The 16,377-nt window shown below is 63.7% G+C and carries 14 protein-coding genes; 9 read left to right on the top strand and 5 right to left on the bottom strand.

What is annotated here, in order from left to right; genetic code table 11:
• Positions 1–7 precede the first annotated feature (7 nt).
• The 4 genes from FA94_RS22550 to FA94_RS22535 form a co-directional block, all read right to left on the bottom strand.
• A complete protein-coding gene (locus FA94_RS22550) occupies positions 8–1,624 on the bottom strand; it encodes an ABC transporter substrate-binding protein (protein WP_035555354.1) in 1,617 nt (538 codons plus the stop codon).
• An 81-nt stretch (positions 1,625–1,705) separates the two neighbouring features.
• Entirely contained in the window at positions 1,706–2,980 is a 1,275-nt protein-coding gene (locus tag FA94_RS22545; protein ID WP_035555351.1) for an NAD(P)/FAD-dependent oxidoreductase, read from the bottom strand.
• 66 nt (positions 2,981–3,046) lie between these two features.
• The gene (locus tag FA94_RS22540) at positions 3,047–3,715 is read right to left on the bottom strand and encodes a haloacid dehalogenase type II (protein WP_035555348.1); all 669 of its coding nucleotides are present in this window, start codon (positions 3,713–3,715) and stop codon (positions 3,047–3,049) included.
• 266 nt (positions 3,716–3,981) lie between these two features.
• Positions 3,982–5,472, bottom strand: a complete 1,491-nt coding sequence (locus FA94_RS22535; RefSeq protein ID WP_035555345.1) for an aldehyde dehydrogenase family protein — start codon at positions 5,470–5,472, stop codon at positions 3,982–3,984.
• Between the two features lie 277 nt (positions 5,473–5,749).
• Here FA94_RS22535 and FA94_RS22530 point away from each other — a divergent pair, with 277 nt between their 5' ends.
• From FA94_RS22530 to FA94_RS22515, 4 genes are all read left to right on the top strand, one after another.
• Positions 5,750–6,670 (top strand): GNAT family N-acetyltransferase, encoded by a 921-nt coding sequence (locus FA94_RS22530; RefSeq protein WP_035555342.1) that lies wholly within the window; start codon positions 5,750–5,752, stop codon positions 6,668–6,670.
• A gap of 6 nt (positions 6,671–6,676) precedes the next feature.
• Positions 6,677–7,603 carry a 2-hydroxyacid dehydrogenase gene (locus tag FA94_RS22525; protein ID WP_035555339.1) on the top strand — a complete coding sequence of 309 codons (927 nt, stop codon included), beginning with the start codon at positions 6,677–6,679 and terminating at the stop codon, positions 7,601–7,603.
• A 185-nt stretch (positions 7,604–7,788) separates the two neighbouring features.
• Positions 7,789–9,186, top strand: a complete 1,398-nt coding sequence (locus FA94_RS22520) for an aspartate aminotransferase family protein (protein ID WP_035555336.1) — start codon at positions 7,789–7,791, stop codon at positions 9,184–9,186.
• 51 nt (positions 9,187–9,237) lie between these two features.
• Complete coding sequence (locus tag FA94_RS22515; protein ID WP_035555332.1) at positions 9,238–9,735, top strand: Lrp/AsnC family transcriptional regulator; 498 nt, start codon at positions 9,238–9,240, stop codon at positions 9,733–9,735.
• A gap of 58 nt (positions 9,736–9,793) precedes the next feature.
• Here FA94_RS22515 and FA94_RS22510 read toward each other — a convergent pair whose 3' ends face one another.
• Positions 9,794–10,717 carry a LysR substrate-binding domain-containing protein gene (locus FA94_RS22510; RefSeq protein ID WP_035555330.1) on the bottom strand — a complete coding sequence of 308 codons (924 nt, stop codon included), beginning with the start codon at positions 10,715–10,717 and terminating at the stop codon, positions 9,794–9,796.
• Between the two features lie 136 nt (positions 10,718–10,853).
• Between FA94_RS22510 and FA94_RS22505 the strand changes: the two genes are divergently transcribed.
• From FA94_RS22505 to FA94_RS22485, 5 genes are all read left to right on the top strand, one after another.
• Entirely contained in the window at positions 10,854–11,936 is a 1,083-nt protein-coding gene (locus FA94_RS22505) for a tartrate dehydrogenase (protein ID WP_035555329.1), read from the top strand.
• A 62-nt stretch (positions 11,937–11,998) separates the two neighbouring features.
• Positions 11,999–12,988: a M14 family metallopeptidase gene (locus FA94_RS22500; RefSeq protein WP_035555327.1), complete on the top strand. Its 990-nt coding sequence runs from the start codon at positions 11,999–12,001 to the stop codon at positions 12,986–12,988.
• A 33-nt stretch (positions 12,989–13,021) separates the two neighbouring features.
• Positions 13,022–13,366, top strand: coding sequence for a cupin domain-containing protein (locus FA94_RS22495; RefSeq protein ID WP_035555324.1), 345 nt, complete (start codon positions 13,022–13,024; stop codon positions 13,364–13,366).
• 320 nt (positions 13,367–13,686) lie between these two features.
• Positions 13,687–14,907, top strand: a complete 1,221-nt coding sequence (locus FA94_RS22490) for a porin (protein WP_035555322.1) — start codon at positions 13,687–13,689, stop codon at positions 14,905–14,907.
• Between the two features lie 75 nt (positions 14,908–14,982).
• Complete coding sequence (locus FA94_RS22485; protein WP_035555320.1) at positions 14,983–16,341, top strand: MFS transporter; 1,359 nt, start codon at positions 14,983–14,985, stop codon at positions 16,339–16,341.
• Positions 16,342–16,377: the final 36 nt, after the last annotated feature.

Below are 16,377 nucleotides of genomic sequence, written 5' to 3'. Positions count from 1 at the left end.
ATCAGACTCAGCTTTCGAGCCAGACGTTTTCCGCAAACATGAAACCCATCAAGCCGGCCAGCGGAATCGAACCGAGGCCCTTGAGCTTGTTCGTGTACGCATCGATCGAACTCTGAAACAGCGGAATGCCGATGCCGCCGTTGTCATGCACCAGCACCTGCATGTCGCCGTAAATCTTCTTGCGCTTCGCGTCGTCGGGTTCGCCGCGTGCGGCAACCAGCATCTGATCGAACTTCGGACTCTTCCAGTTCGCTTCGTTCCACGGTGCGTCGGACTTGAAGAACTGCGTGAAGATCACGTCGGCGCTCGGACGCGCATTGACCGAGCCGTAACCGAGCGGATGCTTCATCCAGTGGTTCGACCAGTAGCCATCCGCCGGCACGCGCGTCACCTGCAGATTCAGACCCGCTTGCGGCGCAACCTGCTGAAGCAGCATGGCCATTTCCACCGAGCCCTCGGCGGCCGGCGACGCAAAAATTTGGATCGGCGCGCTGCCTACCTTCGCCTTCTGAAAGTGGAACTTCGCCTTGTCCGGATCGAAGCCGCGCTGCGGCAAGCCGGCCAGGTAGTACTTGTTGGTCGGATCGATCGGCTGATCGTTGCCGATCGCGCCGTAGCCCTGGAAAATCGCCTGACGAATCTGGTCTCGGTTCTGCAGATACATCATGCCCCGCCGAAAATCGTCGTTACCGGTAATGCCGTTTTCGTCGCGCACGATCAGATCGGTGTACTCGCCGGTCTTCGTCTCCAGCACCGAGTGGCCGCCGGCGCTCTTGATCTGCGCGGTCGAACGCGGGCTCACCGAGTTGATCAGTTGCACGTCGCCGGAGAGCAGCGCATTGACGCGCGCCGATTCGTCGCCGATACCGATCAGCTCGATTTCGTCCAGATGCGGCATGCCGGGTTTCCAGTACTTCTCGTTCTTCACGCCGACCGTGCGCACGCCCGGCGAGAACTCCTTGACCTTGAATGGGCCGGTGCCGATCGCGGTTTTGAAATCTTTGGTGCCGTCCTTGATGATCACAAAGTGCGAGGTCGCGAGAATCACCGGCAGGTCGGCATTCGCGCCTTCCAGCGTGATGGTCACTTCGTTCGGGCCGGTGGCCTTCACGTCCTTGATCTGGTCGGCGAGCGTCTTGGCTTTCGAAGCCGTGGCCGGGTCCTTGTGACGCAGGATCGAATAGACGACATCGGCCGGCGCGAGCGCCTTGCCGTCATGGAACTGCACCCCCGTGCGCAGCTTCACAACCCACACGATCGCGTCTTTTGTATCCAGCGAGGTGGCCAGCGCCATCTTCGCGCCGAGGTGCGAATCGAGTTCGGTCAGCCCGTTGTAGAACATGAACCCACGAACATAGTCGGTGCTGAGCGCGCCTTTCGCGGGATCGAGCGTGTCTGAAGCGGAGGCCGATTGCGTCGCCACCCGGATCTTGCCGCCCTGCTTCGGCTTCGCTTGCGCGAAGGCCGCGCCGCTCGCGGACAACAGGCCGGCGCCCGTCACGGACATCATGCCGGCCGCGGCCATCGCGCGCAGCACATCGCGCCGCGATGCCCCCCTGGCGGTCAATCGCTCCAGACTCGTATCGAGTTGAAGCACGCCGTGTTGCGAGTTTTCCTTATTCATCGAACATCTCCGCGAGGGTAAGCGAGGTTGAATTGTGGGTGCGGCTGTGTGGTTGTGATTGCCTGATACGACGACGGGAATTCAGTAAAAAATATCTTTGATGCGGTAGTACGTGCCCACCAGCGGCAGAAACCACGGCTTGCCGGTGTGGCCCGGAATCGCGGGCCATTCGGACTCGCGCCACGGGTTCTGTTCTTCGTGGCCATCCATCACGTCGGCCATCACCTGGCCCATGTGAGTCGACATCTGCGTACCGTGACCGCTATAGCCCATCGAAAAATAGACACCGTCATGCTGGCCGGCATGCGGCAGACGGTCGGCGCTCATGTCGACGAGACCGCCCCAGCAATAGTCGATACGCGCGCTCGCCAGTTGCGGGAACATCGCGACGAGACCGTCTCGCAGAATCCGTCCGCTCTTCGCATCCGACGGCTGTTCGGACGCCGTGAAACGCGCGCGGCCGCCGAACAGCAGACGCGAGTCGGGCGTCACGCGGAAGTAGTTATGCATCAGCCGCGTGGTGGTGTACGCGCGCTGCTTCGGCAACACCTGCTGAAGCAAGGCGGGCGGCAACGGTTCCGTCACGACGATGAACGAGCCGATCGGCGCGATCCGACGCCGATACCAGCCGAACGGACCATGCCGCGACGGACCCGTCGCAATCAGCACCTGCTTCGCGCGCACTTCGCCGCGCGCGGTGGTGACGCGATAGCCGCTGCCGTCCTTCACGATCGCGCTGACGGCCGCGTTCTCATACAGCTTCGCACCACGCCGCACGGCGGCATCGGCGAGACCGACGGTGAACTTGCCCATATGCATCTGGCCGCCGTGCCGCTGCAACAGGCCGCCATGAAAACTGTCCGATTGAACCTCGCTGCGAATCCGTTCGCGACCGATCAGTTCGATATCCGTATCGACTTCGCGGCGAATCAGCTCCGCCGTCTTCTCAAGATGCGCGAGATGGTGCGGTTTCGATGCCAGCTTCAGCTTGCCGGTCGCGACGTAATTACAGTCGATGTTTTCTTCGCGAATCAGCCGCTCGACAGTGTCGACCGCGTCCGAAAACGCGCGATAACACGCGCTGGCCCGCTCCACGCCGAGTTGCGCGACCAGCGCAACGAAGTCCTGCGCAACGCCGGTATTGACCTGTCCGCCGTTGCGCCCGGACGCGCCGCCGCCAATCCGTCCCGCGTCCACCACGGTCACCGCCGCGCCGCGCTTGCCCAACGCCTGCGCCGCCGACAATCCGGTGAAGCCGCCGCCGATCACCAGCACATCGGCCTGGCCGTCGACCGGGCCTTCACACGCCGACAACAGCGGCGGTGCGGTGTCGAGCCAATAGGAATCGAGCTTCATCCGGTCTGTCCTTGAGAGGGGCAATGAGCGAGGCGGTTTTTTGTCTTGAGCGCGGGCAACCGGCGCTTACAGACCGAGTTCCGTGGCCAGTTGCGGCATGCCGTCGACCTCGTAGTACTGGTAGTACGGCGTCGACGGTTCGTGACCGCGGTTCACGAAAACCTTGTGCTTGATGCCCATGTCGTGCGCGGTCATCAGGTCGTAGCGCAGGCTCGACGACACATGCAGGACGTCTTCCGGATTGCAGTCCAGTTGATCGAACATGTATTCGAAGCCTTGCATGCGCGGCTTGTACGATTGCGCCTGCTCCGCCGTGAAGACTTTATGGAACGGCGCGCCGAGTTTGTCGACGTTGCTTTGAATCTGGTTGTTCGAGGCGTTCGACAGAATCACCAGCTTGTACTTCTTCGCCAGACGCGCGAGGCCTTCCGGCACGTCGGGATGCGGGCCCCAGGTCGGCACGGCCGTGTAGATCTTCTCGGCTTCCACTTCGTTGAACTCGACGTTCATGCGCTGGCAGGCACGGCGCAACGCGTTGACCACCACGTCGCGATACGGCTTCCATGCGCCGAGCACTTCGTCGCGGCGATAACCGGCGTAGAACGCGACGAGTTTTTCGAGGTCGTCGCCGCTCAGCAGGTGGCCGAACATTTCGCGCGTCATGTCGGCCATGCGGAATTTGGTCAGCGTGCCGTAGCAGTCGAAGGTGATGTACTTCGGTTCGAATTCGATCATGATGATGCAGTCCTATCGAGGTGGTGAACTCGCAGCGAGCTCATTAACGAAAACAGCGGAAAGCTCAGCGCTGTAGAAGATTTAATCAGCGCAAAAACATAGATGTTCCTGATTCGGGTGCTGCTGGTGACACAAACCATGCGTTTTGGGGCCGCTGGACAGCACAGAATGCGGCGACCGGCCTGAAAGCCTTGCTGGTTATGGGTTTGCGGTCGGCGTACCGCGGTGAGACAGGCTTTTGCCGCGATCAGCCGACCGGCGCGCGCTCAAGGCCGCAAATCGATCAGCACGCTTTTGAAACGCAGGTTGGCCTCATAGGCCTGGCGGCCGAGGTCCTTGCCGATGCCCGAGCGCTTGTAGCCGCCCGTCGGAATCATAAAATCGGAACTGCGCCCGTAACGGTTGACCCACACCGTGCCGGCTTCGAGGCCGCGCACGAAGCGCAGCGCCCGGCCGAGGTCGGCTGTATGCACGCCCGCCGCGAGCCCGTAGTCGGGATGCTGCGCGAGCGCGAGCGCTTCCTCTTCGGTGTCGAAGGTTTGCAGCGTCAGCACGGGACCGAAGATTTCCTCGCGCACGGCCTCGGACTGAGGCGTGACGTCCGCGAGCAAGGTCGGCGAGTAGAACGCGCCATGCGCGCCGCCGTCGACGCGCGTGCCGCCATAACGCAGCGTTGCGCCCGCTTCGAGAGTACGTCCGACGATTGCCTCGATCCGTGCCGCCTGCGGCGCGGAAATGATCGGCGAGAGCGTCGTATCCGCGGCCCACGTCGCGCCGGGTTTCAGTTCGGCGAAGAGTTTGCCGATACGCTCGCTCAGCTCATCGGCAAGGCCTCGTTGAACCAGTAACCGCGAGCCCGTCACGCACACCTGACCAGCATTGCCCGTGATCGAGCCGGCAACGCGGCGCGCCACGTCGTCCAGACGCGGGGCGTCGGCGAAGACGATTTGCGGGCTCTTGCCGCCCAGTTCGAGCGTGACCGGCTTGGTGCCGCTTTGGGCACACGCTGTCATGATCGCGGCGCCGGTGCGCGTGGAGCCCGTGAACGTGACCTTGCTGATCTTCGGGTGGCGCACGAGTTCGTCGCCGGTCACGCGGCCATCGCCCTGAATCACGTTGAAGATGCCGGCGGGCACGCCCGCCTTGACCGCCAGTTCGGCCAGCCGCAGCACCGAGAACGGCGTCATCTCCGACGGTTTCAGCACCACCGCGTTGCCCGCCGCCAGCGCGGGGGCGATCTTCCACGACGCCATCACCAGCGGGAAATTCCACGGCGCGATGGCGCCGATCACGCCATAAGGTTCCGCGATCATCATGCCCAGATGATCGTGATCGGTTGCCGCGACTTCGCCGCCCAGCTTGTCGGCGAACTCCGCGTAGAAGCGGATGCCCTCGGCGGTGAACGGCACGTCCCAGCCGACCGCCTGAGCGATCGGACGCGTCGAGCCGAGCGCTTCGAGGCGGCCGAGCGCGGGCGCGTCGGCTTCGACCAGGTCGGCGAAACGGCGCAGGATCTTTGCGCGTTCGCGCGGCGCCATGCGCGCCCAGCCGCTGTGCCGGAAGGCCTGCCAGGCATTCTCGACCGCGCGGTCCACCATCGCGGGATCGGCGAGCGGGATGGACGCGTAGATCACGCCGTCCGACGGACGCGAGACGTCGAGGCGGCGCACGCCGTCGTGCTCGTTGCCCTCCACATACTCGCCGCCGATGAAATGCCCATTGCGAATCGCGACGTCGTTCGGATTGAAGCTGTGCATGAGAGAGGTCCTGTGTGACTGGCTGGAGGGTCCACGCGGCCGGCCTTCACCACGCCGCCGCCATGACAAAATCGTAGAGCCGCGTGCCCGGCATATGTCGCCGACAAAAATCGCCGCACAGCAGAACGCGCTGGTAAACCAGGTCCAGACTGGGCGTTTTGCATCGATTTGCACGGCGGCCCGTTCCGGCGCCCCGGATAAAAAGATCGTCCTAGTCACACCGCGCAGCGGATGACACAGTGACGGCGTAAGCCTTCAGCCATTCAGGGAGTCCGGCGTGTCCGATTCGAAGACCGATTCGATTACCTATAGACGCTTCACCCTCGACGACATCGCCGCCGCGCACGCGCTGACCGTCGAGCTCAAGTGGCCGCATCGCGCCGACGACTGGCGCTTCGTCGCGCAACTGGGCGTGGGTTTCGTCGCGGAAGACGCGAGCGGCGTGATCGGCACCGCGCTGTGCTGGAAGTACGGCGCGGATCGCGCGTCGCTCGGCATGGTGATCGTGTCGCCGGCGCGGCAAGGGCACGGCATCGGCAGAAAGCTGATGGAATGCGTGCTCGAAGAACTCGGCAGCCGCGTCACGTTTCTGCACGCGACACCCGCCGGTCAGCCGCTCTATGAAAAGCTCGGCTTTCGCGCGGCCGGCACGCTCGATCAACATCAGGGCGCGGCGTTCCAGCCGCCGCTCGTGTCCTTGCCACCGGGCGAGCGGCTGCGCCCGCTCGGCTCCCGCGATACGGCACGGCTGGTCGAACTGGCTTCGCGAGCCAGCGGCCTGGATCGCGGCGAGGTGCTGCCCGCGTTGATGAGCACCGCCGACGGCATCGCGCTCGACCGCGATGGCGAACTGGTCGGCTTCGCGCTGTTTCGGCGCTTCGGGCGGGGCTTCGCGATCGGGCCGGTGGTGGCGCCCGCATCCGATGACGCGAGCCGCGCCAAGGCACTGATCAGCCACTGGCTCGCGCTGAATGAAGGCGTGTTCGTGCGGATCGATACGCCAGGCGACAGCGGTCTGACTGAATGGCTGGAACAGTTGGGGCTGCCGCGCGTGGATACGGTGGTGAAGATGGTGCGGGCCGAGGCTGGCGTCACTAACGAACCCGCACAGGCGAATGACGTTGCGTCCGCAAGCACTGCCGCCGCCGGCCACGCCGCCTGCCTTCAATACGGCATCATCAACCAGGCAATCCTCTGACCGACCATGGCCTTTCTCTACAAAGCCGACCCGGCGCGTGGCGCCCAGTGGGCGAAACTCTTTGCGCAGAAAGCGCCGGACCTGCCCTTTCATATCTGGCCCGAGCACGGCGATCCGGCCGCGATCCGTTATCTCGCCGCCTGGCAGCCACCTGACAACCCCACCCGCACCTTTCCGAATCTGGAAGTCGTGTTCTCGGTCGGCGCCGGTATCGATCAGTTCGATCTGTCGAGCGTACCGGCGCATGTGCCGGTGGTGCGCATGATCGAACCGGGGATCGTCGACGGCATGGTCGAATACGTCACGCAGGCGGTGCTGACGATTCATCGCGATCTGTTCGACTATGGTTTGCAGCAACGGCAGCAGGTGTGGTGCGAGTTACCGCTTATGCCGGCCGGCCAGCGGCGCATCGGCGTGCTCGGACTCGGCGTGCTGGGCACCGCCGTACTGGAGCGCTTGCGGCTGTTTGGCTTCGACTGCGCGGGGTGGAGCCGCTCGGCACGCGAGATCGAGGGCGTCGACTGTTATGCGGGCGAAGGCGCGCTCGACCTGTTTCTGGCGCGCACCGACATCCTGATCGGTCTGCTGCCGCTGACGCCCGCGACCCGCGGCCTGCTCGACGCGGCATTGTTCGCGAAGCTGCCGCGCGGCGCCTCGCTGATTCAAACGGGGCGTGGACCGCATCTGAATCAGCACGACCTGCTCGCCGCGCTGGAGAGCGGCCAGTTGCACAACGCGATTCTCGACGTCACCGATCCCGAACCGCTGCCCGCCGGTCATCCGCTGTGGATGCATCCGCGCGTGCGGATCACGCCGCATATCGCCAGCGCGACGCGACCGGACACCGCCGTCAACGTGGTGCTCGACAATCTGCGCCGTCATCGCGAAGGCTTGCCGATGCTCGGTCAGATCGACCGGACCCAGGGTTATTGAACACGGCGCCGGACGCAAAACGGGACCGCCAAGCCGCTTTTCAGCACCCGCAGCAGAAAATGCCGAGTTTATGCATCAAAACGCGTCGCGCGCGCTTTTCAGGCATTTGTTTAGGCAAGCGGTGAATCGTCGCTGATCAGTAGTATGGAACGGTCAACAGCCTTTTCCCGCGACGAGAACCCATCATGCCGATTCATTCGCTCATTGAAGCCGACCGTAAGCATCTGATCCATCCGGTCATCAACTACCGCGCGCACGAAGCCCGTGGCGTCACCATCCTCGAATCGGCCAGCGGCGCATTTCTGCGCGACGCGGCCGGCAACGAACTGCTCGACGCTTTCTCCGGCCTGTGGTGCGTGAACACCGGCTACGGCCAGCAGAGCATCGTCGACGCGGCGACCGCGCAGATGCAAAAACTGCCCTACGCGACCGGCTATTTCCACTTCGGCTCGGAGCCGGCTATCGAGCTGGCGCAGAAGCTGGTCGAGGTATCGCCCGCTTCGTTGCAGCACGTGTATTTCACGCTCGGCGGCTCCGACGCGGTCGACTCCGCGCTGCGCTTCATCACGCATTACTTCAACGCCACGGGCCATCCGTCGAAGAAGCACGTGATCGCGCTGCAACGCGGTTATCACGGTTCGTCGACCACCGGCGCGGGGCTCACCGCGTTGCCCGCGTTCCATCGCAACTTCGATCTGCCGCTGCCCAACCAGCATCATCTGCCGTCGCCGTATGCCTACCGCAACGATTTCGCCGACGACGCCGCGTTGATCGCCGCCTCGGTCGCCGGGCTCGAAGCGAAGGTCGCCGAACTCGGCGCCGACAACGTCGCGGCGTTCTTCTGCGAACCGATCCAGGGGTCGGGCGGCGTGATCGTGCCGCCGGTCGGCTGGCTCAAAGCCATGCGCGAAAGTTGCCGTAAGCTCGGCATCCTGTTCGTTGCCGATGAAGTCATCACCGGCTTCGGCCGCACGGGACCGCTGTTCGCCTGCCAGGGCGAAGGCGTCGAACCGGATCTGATGACGGTGGCGAAAGGGTTGACCGCCGGCTACGCGCCGATGGGCGCGGTGCTGATGTCCGATGAAATTTATCAGGGCATTGCCGATGGCGACGCCGAAGCCGTGGTGGGTCACGGTCACACGTATTCGGCGCATCCGGTGAGTGCGGCGATCGGCCTCGAAGTGCTGCGCCTGTATCACGAAGGCGGCCTGCTGGCGAACGGCGTGGCGCGAGCGCCGCGCTTCGCGCGCGGTCTCGATGCGCTGCTCGCGCATCCGCTGGTGGGCGACTCACGGCATCGCGGCCTGCTCGGCGCACTCGAACTGGTCGCCGACAAAGAGACCAAAGCGGGCTTCGACCCGGCGCTGAAACTGTCCGAACGGATCGCCGCCGCCGCGTATGAAAACCGCCTGATTTTCCGCGCGTTCGGCGACAACATACTCGGCTTCGCGCCGGCCTTGTCGTACACCGAGGCCGACTTCGACCTGATGTTCGAACGGCTCGAAAAGACCCTCGACGACGTGCTCGCGCAAGCCGACGTGCGGGCCGCGCTGAAGGTCAAAACTCACGCCGCTGCATGCTAGAGTAGAGGCACCCTCAGCCTGTCCCCCAACCGCCGGAGCGACAACGTTACGATGAGCAGCGACTGCAAGCTTGACCGGATCGACCTGCGGATACTTTCACAGCTGCAGAAGAAAGGCCGCATCACCAACGTCGAGCTTGCCGACGCGGTCGGCCTTTCGCCCAGCCCTTGCCTGATTCGCGTCAAACGTCTGGAGAAGGCCGGCTACATCATCGGCTACGGTGCGCAGATCCAGCTCGAAAAGCTCGGCGACGTGCAGATCGTGTTCACTGAAGTCACGCTCGCCGATCATCGGCGGGAAGACTTCATCAAGTTTGTGAATGCGATCCGCGACGTCGACGAGATCGTCGAATGCCATCTCGCGAGCGGCGGCTACGACTACCTGCTGAAGTTCATCACGCGCAGCGTGAGCCACTATCAGAGCATTGTCGAAGGCTTGCTCGAACGCGATATCGGCATCGAGAAGTACTTCAGCTACGTGATCATCAAGTCGCCGTTCGTGAAGAGCCATTACCCGCTCGAAACGCTGTTCTCGCAGAACCACAACTAGGCGACGAACCGCAGACCGTTGGCCTCAAGGTTCAACGGTCTGCTCCAATGCCACGCCTTCAGCCAGCGGACTCCGGCGGACTCCATTGCGCGAACTCCTCGCTCAGAAAGTCGACGCATACCCGCACCTTCGCCGACTGCGCGAGCCTCGCCGGATACACCGCCCACAGATTCGCCGGTTGCGTGACCTCGGGCAGCACCTGCTGCAACTGGCCGCTGTCGAGCAGCGGCCGCACGTCCCACATGGAACGCAGCACGATGCCGCGCCCGGCCAGCGCCCATTGCACCGCCACCTCGCCGTGATTGGTCGACAACGGTCCGGTGACTTTGATCGACACCGCTTCGCCGCGCACCGTCAAACGCCACAAACCGAACGGATGATCGCGCTCCTTGATCGCCAGACACGCATGCGAGGACAGCTCGGCGAGTTGCCGCGGCGCGCCATGCCGCGCGATATACCCCGGCGACGCGCACAGCACGCGATGATTCGACGCGAGCCGCCGCGCGATCAGATGCGGCGCGATCTCGTCGCCGATGCGAACGTCGAGGTCGAAGCCTTCGCCGGCCACATCCACGAGACGATCGAACAGATCGAGCCGTACGCTCAGTTGCGGATAACGCTCCGAAAAACGCGCCAACGCCGGCGCCACGAAACGTCGTCCGAAACCGAAGCTGCTGGAAATACGCAGCTTGCCGCCGGGAATGCGGCGCGTGGTCGACACGTCTTCCACCAGTTGATCGACATCGTCGAGAATCTTCTCGGCCCACGCGTAGACGCGTTCGCCGGCTTCCGTAATCGCGACCCGGCGCGTGGACCGATGCAATAACCGCGTGCCGAGCGTAGTCTCGAGCACATTGATCCGTTTGCTGACGTACGCCGCCGACACCGACAAGGCCTCCGCCGCCGCACTGAAACTGGATTTACGCGCCACTTCGCAGAACACGCGCAAATCGCCGAGATCGGGTGAAGGGACGGAGTTCATAGGTCGCTCGGCGGTCCATGCGTTTGCACACGAATCGTGCACAGTGGCTTAACTAAAGCGACCATTTTAGGCTCAAACAGCAGGAATAAAATAAACCCGATTGAAGCGTCGAACGTCCTAATGGAGGAGCAGCAACATGTCGAAGAAATATCGGATCGCGGTCATTCCCGGCGACGGCATTGGTGTCGAAGTGATGCCCGAAGCGCTACGCGTGCTGGACGCCGTGAAAACCCGCTTCGAGCTCGACTTCGAGTATCAGCACATTGAATGGGCGAGCTGCGACTACTACGCGAAGCACGGCAAGATGATGCCGGACGACTGGAAAGCGCAACTGCAATCCGCCGACGCGATTCTGTTCGGCGCGGTGGGCTGGCCCGACACGGTGCCCGACCACGTTTCGCTGTGGGGTTCGCTGCTCAAGTTCCGCCGCGAATTCGATCAGTACATCAACCTGCGGCCCGCGCGCCTGTTTGCCGGCGTGCCGTCGCCGCTCGCGGGCCGTAAGGCCGGCGACATCGACTTCTGGATCGTGCGCGAGAACACCGAGGGCGAGTATTCGTCGGTGGGCGGCGTGATGTTCGAAGGCACCGAGCGCGAATTCGTGCTGCAGGAATCGGTGTTTACGCGGCACGGCAGCGAGCGCGTGCTGAAGTTCGCGTTCGACCTCGCGCAGCGCCGTGAGCGCAAAAAAATCACGGTCGCCACCAAGAGCAACGGCATCGCGATCAGCATGCCGTGGTGGGACAAATGCGCGGCCGGCATCGCGGCGCAGTATCCCGACGTGACGTGGGACAAGCAGCATATCGACATTCTCTGCGCGCGCTTCGTGCTGAATCCGGATCGTTTCGACGTGGTGGTCGCCACCAATCTGTTCGGCGACATTCTGTCCGATCTCGGCCCCGCCTGTACCGGCACGATCGGCCTCGCGCCCTCGGCCAATCTGAATCCCGACCGCAAGTTTCCGTCGCTGTTCGAACCGGTGCACGGGTCGGCGCCCGACATTGCCGGCAAGAACATCGCCAATCCGATTGCGATGATCTGGTCGGCGGCGATGATGCTCGACTTCCTCGGCAATCACGAAGGCAAGGAGCGCGAGGCGCACGACGCAATTCTCGCGGCCATCGAGGCTACGCTGGTGACAGGCCCGCATACCGGCGACCTGGGCGGCAAGGCGAACACGACCGAAGTCGGCCAGGCGATCGCGGCTAAACTTGCCTGAGAGCTGAGCCCACCCGAGTCGGCCCGAGTCGGCCCGTTAACTTTTTGCCAGGACACTTACGTATGAGCATCGAAGCCTATCCGATCGAAGTCGAGTTCCCCGACATCTCGGTGCATGAACACTCGTCATCAGGGATCGCATACGTCCATACGTTCGACTCCGGCGTACCCGGCCCGCACGTAATGATCAATGCGCTCACGCACGGCAACGAAGTGTGCGGCGCGATCGTCGTCGACGAACTGCTGCGCCGCCAACTGCGGCCGCGGCGCGGGCGCCTCACGCTGGGGTTCGCGAACATCGCCGCTTACCTGAGCTTCGATCCCGCGAAGCCCGACGCCGCGCGTTTCGTCGATCAGGACTTCAACCGCGTGTGGACCGCCGCGACGCTCGACGACACCTCGCGCACCTCCAGCGAATTGACGCGCGCCCGCGAGATGCGGCCGGTGATCGACACGGTCGACGCCCTGCTCGATCTGCATTCCATGCACGAAAAGAGCAAGCCGCTGATCGTCGCGGGACCGCTGCAAAAAGGCAGCGAACTGGCCGTGAAGCTCGGCACGCCGGCCACGGTGATCTGCGACGAAGGCCATCCCGAGGGCCGCCGTATGCGCGATTACGAAGGCTTCGGCGACCCCGCCAGCACGAAGAACGCGTTGCTGATCGAATGCGGACAGCACTGGGAACGCGGCGCGGTCGGCGTGGCGCGCGACACCACCGCGCGTTTTCTGCTGCTGGCCGGCGTGATCGACGAAACGGATCTTCCGCAGGACTGGCTCGCGCCGTTGCCGGCTGTGCAGCACATCGTACGTGTGACGCAACCGGTCGTGGCGACCAGCATGGACTTCCGTTTCGCCGCGCCGTACACGGGCCTGGAAATCTTCGACAAGGCTGGCGCCGTGATCGGCTGGTCGAACGGCGAGGCGGTCGTCACACCTTACGACAACTGCATGCTCGTCATGCCTTCGCTGCGGCAACTGCGGCCGGGCGTCACAGTCGTGCGACTCGGCAAGATCGAACAGACCGTCACGCGTTCCGACACCGCAGGCCGGTGATCCGTTTCAGCACATTCAAAAGGTAAAGCGAAGATGAAGGTACAGCAGCTCAAACAAAGCGTGAATCTGCGGAATCTGGAGGACTGGGGCACGGTCGGCTTGCCGGGCACGACGCCGATTCAGGTGTCCGGTGTGCAGCGCGTGATTGAAGGCAGCGAGGCGGTCGATACCGGTATTTTCGAATGCACGGCGGGCACCTATCGCCGTTCGATCAAGCAGGCCGAGGTGATGCACTTTATCGCGGGCCGCGGGCGCTTCACGCCGGACAACGAAGAGACCATCCATTTCGCGAGCGGCGACACGCTGTTCTTCGAAGCCAACACGGAAGGCCTCTGGGAAGTCGAAGAGACGATGCGCAAGGTCTATGTGATCTTCTGAATACCGCGTTAAGTGTTGCATTGAGCGCCGCGCCAGGCCTTTCAGGCCGGCGCGTCCTTCCCCGTCTTTTCCCGGCACGCCGACGCGCGCTGCGGCCTCAGCAGTCCTCCGCGCTGTCCAGCGCACTCTCCTTTCCGACGCACCGCTGCAACACGCTCGGGTAATCCCGCGTTGACCCTTCGTTGTCGATTTACTTACAGTGACGCCTGTTCGCACAAAGAATCACAGTTCTATATGCGAACAAATCACAAAAATTGATCGACGACTGGATTGCCCGGCTTGCCAGCAGGCCGGAGCAGGTCGCCTTGGAGAACACCCTCATGAATCGCAGCATCACCATGACCCGGCTCGCCTGCGCGATGGCCGCGTTGGCCAGCGCGCCCGCTTTCGCCCAAAGCAGCGTCACGCTGTACGGTATCGTCGACACGGGTATCGGCTATCAGAGCAGCCAGGCGCCTTCGCTCGGCTCGACCTCGGGCGGCAAGTCGAACGTCAGGATGATCAACGGCGTGTGGGCCGGCAGCCGCTTCGGCCTGAAGGGCGCGGAAGACCTGGGCGGCAACACCAAGGCGATCTTCCAGTTGGAGTCCGGCTTCAATTCCGCCACCGGCGGCCAGCAATACACGAACGCGATGTTCGGCCGCCAGGCCTGGGTCGGCGTAACGAACCCGACCTACGGTACGTTCCAGGCCGGCCGCCAGTACACCGCGTATTACTCGCTGCTGTCGCCGTATAGCCCGACCACGTGGCTCACCGGCTACTACGGCGCGCATCCGGGCGACGTCGACGCACTCGACACGATCTATCGCGCCAACAACTCGCTGGTCTATACGTCGCCGAAACTGTACGGCTTCACGTTCAGCGGCTCGTACGCGGTCGGCGGTGTGCCGGGCAGCCTCAACCGCGGCTCGACGTGGAGCGGCGCGGTGCAGTACCTCAACGGTCCGGTGGGCATCGCGGTCGGCTTCATGCGGATCAACAATTCGACGGTGGGCGGCGGCGCGTATGGTGCGGATTCGACCGTATCGAACAACGGCGCGCAGCCGGGTGTGTCGGCGGTGACCAACGGCTATCAGACCGCTCAGGCGCAGCAGCGCTTTGCCGTGACCGGCGGGTATAACTTCGGCAACGGCTGGGACGTGTCGGCGGCTTACTCGAACGTGCAGTACATTCCGGGCGTCGGTTCGAGCTTCCGCGACACCGCCATCTTCAACACGGCCGGCGCGGTGCTGCACTGGAAGCCGAGCGTCTCGTGGGACTTCGCCACCGGCTACAGCTACACGCGCGCGACCAAGGCGAACGGCATCACGAGTTCGGCGCAGTACCAGCAGGTCAACCTGTCCGAGTACTATGCATTGTCGAAGCGCACCGGCCTCTATGCGTTGCAGGCGTTCCAGCGCACCAACGGCAACACGCTCGGCACCGCCGGCTCGGGGCATATCATCAGCGCCACAGCCACGATCGGCGACGGCTTCCAGAGCGCGCCCTCGTCGTCGCGCAGCCAGTTCGCCGCGGGCGTAGGCATCGTGCACCGCTTCTAAACGGCACACGATCGTAGAAGAAAGAAAGGCTCGTAATCACGAGCCTTCGCGCTTTTTCGCAGTCAGGAGACCATCATGAGCCGCAGTACCGCTGTGAACGTTCAAACCTTCATCAACGAACATCCCTTCTCGCCGTTCCAGTGGCTCATCTTCTTCATGTGTTTCGTGATCGTCCTGCTGGACGGTTTCGACACGGCGGCGATCGGCTTCATTGCCCCCTCGCTGATCGCGGAATGGGGCATCACGAAACCGGCCCTCGCGCCGGTGCTGAGCGCCGCGCTGTTCGGCCTCGCCTGCGGCGCGCTCGGCTCGGGCCCGCTATCCGACCGTCTCGGGCGACGATCGCTGCTGCTCGGCTCGGTGCTGCTGTTCGGCGTGGCGTGCCTCGCGTCGGCCTTCTCGAGCAATATCGAACAACTCACGCTGCTGCGCTTCGTGACCGGCGTCGGACTCGGCGCGGCCATGCCGAACGCCGTGACGATGATGGGCGAATACTGCCCGGATCGCCGTCGCGCGACGCTGATCAATCTGATGTTCTGCGGCTTTCCGCTCGGCGCCGCGTTCGGTGGTTTTCTCGCCGCGTGGATGATTCCGCATGTCGGCTGGCGCAGCGTGTTGCTGCTCGGCGGTATCACGCCGCTGTTGCTGCTGGTCCTGCTGCTGATCAAGATGCCGGAGTCGGTCCGCTACATGGTCGCCAATAGCGCGCCGGTCGAGCGGATTCGCGCGGCGCTCGCGCGTATTTCGAGCGAGGCCGCGCAAGCGGGTTCGTTCACCATGACCGAAACCGCGCCGCAAACCGGTAGCAAGGGCATGGGCGTGGTGCTGTCGCGTTCGTATATCGTCGGCTCGGTGATGTTGTGGGTGGCGTACTTCATGGGTCTGGTGATCTTCTACGCGTCGATCAACTGGATGCCGATTCTGCTGAAAGACGCCGGCCTCACGCCGCAGCGCGCAACGCTGATTTCGGCGCTGTTCCCGCTCGGCGGCGTGGGCGCCGTGCTGTGCGGCGTGCTGATGGACAAGTTCAACGCGAACCGGATCATCGCCGCGTGCTATGCGTTGACGGCCGTGAGCGTGTACTTCATCGGGCAGGCGGTGGGCAATGTCGGCGCGCTGGTGTTTATCGTGTTCGTGGCGGGCGTGCTGATGAATACCGCGCAATCGTCGATGCCCGCGCTCGCCGCCGCGTTCTATCCGACCGAAGGACGCGGTACGGGCGTGGCATGGATGCTTGGGATCGGGCGCTTTGGCGGCATCGCCGGCTCGTTTCTGGTCGCGGAACTGACGCGGCGTCATTTCTCGTTCGGCGGGATCTTCGCGATGGTGGCGATTGCGGGGTTGATTGCGTGCGTGGCGCTGCTGCTCAAGCAGGCGGTGCGGCCGCATGGGGCGACGCCAGCGGCGTCGAACGCGGAGTCGTTTGGGCATTGATCCGCGTGCGCAAAAAAACGTCACGCGCCACTTACC

It is taken from the genome of Burkholderia sp. 9120 (assembly GCF_000745015.1).
GTDB lineage: Bacteria > Pseudomonadota > Gammaproteobacteria > Burkholderiales > Burkholderiaceae > Paraburkholderia.
The sequence above is the reverse complement of the archived record's forward strand: the minus strand, read 5'-3'. Positions and strand labels throughout refer to the sequence as shown.

Excerpts from the sequence above, each read along its gene's own strand:
- FA94_RS22485 (WP_035555320.1), top strand. The coding sequence starts at position 14,983 with ATGAGCCGCAGTACCGCTGTGAACGTTCAAACCTTCATCAACGAACAT.
- FA94_RS22515 (WP_035555332.1), top strand. The coding sequence starts at position 9,238 with ATGAGCAGCGACTGCAAGCTTGACCGGATCGACCTGCGGATACTTTCA.
- FA94_RS22540 (WP_035555348.1), bottom strand. The coding sequence starts at position 3,715 with ATGATCGAATTCGAACCGAAGTACATCACCTTCGACTGCTACGGCACG.
- FA94_RS22545 (WP_035555351.1), bottom strand. The coding sequence starts at position 2,980 with ATGAAGCTCGATTCCTATTGGCTCGACACCGCACCGCCGCTGTTGTCG.
- FA94_RS22505 (WP_035555329.1), top strand. The coding sequence starts at position 10,854 with ATGTCGAAGAAATATCGGATCGCGGTCATTCCCGGCGACGGCATTGGT.
- FA94_RS22520 (WP_035555336.1), top strand. The coding sequence starts at position 7,789 with ATGCCGATTCATTCGCTCATTGAAGCCGACCGTAAGCATCTGATCCAT.
- FA94_RS22550 (WP_035555354.1), bottom strand. The coding sequence starts at position 1,624 with ATGAATAAGGAAAACTCGCAACACGGCGTGCTTCAACTCGATACGAGT.
- FA94_RS22495 (WP_035555324.1), top strand. The coding sequence starts at position 13,022 with ATGAAGGTACAGCAGCTCAAACAAAGCGTGAATCTGCGGAATCTGGAG.
- FA94_RS22510 (WP_035555330.1), bottom strand. The coding sequence starts at position 10,717 with ATGAACTCCGTCCCTTCACCCGATCTCGGCGATTTGCGCGTGTTCTGC.
- FA94_RS22490 (WP_035555322.1), top strand. The coding sequence starts at position 13,687 with ATGAATCGCAGCATCACCATGACCCGGCTCGCCTGCGCGATGGCCGCG.
- FA94_RS22525 (WP_035555339.1), top strand. The coding sequence starts at position 6,677 with ATGGCCTTTCTCTACAAAGCCGACCCGGCGCGTGGCGCCCAGTGGGCG.
- FA94_RS22500 (WP_035555327.1), top strand. The coding sequence starts at position 11,999 with ATGAGCATCGAAGCCTATCCGATCGAAGTCGAGTTCCCCGACATCTCG.
- FA94_RS22535 (WP_035555345.1), bottom strand. The coding sequence starts at position 5,472 with ATGCACAGCTTCAATCCGAACGACGTCGCGATTCGCAATGGGCATTTC.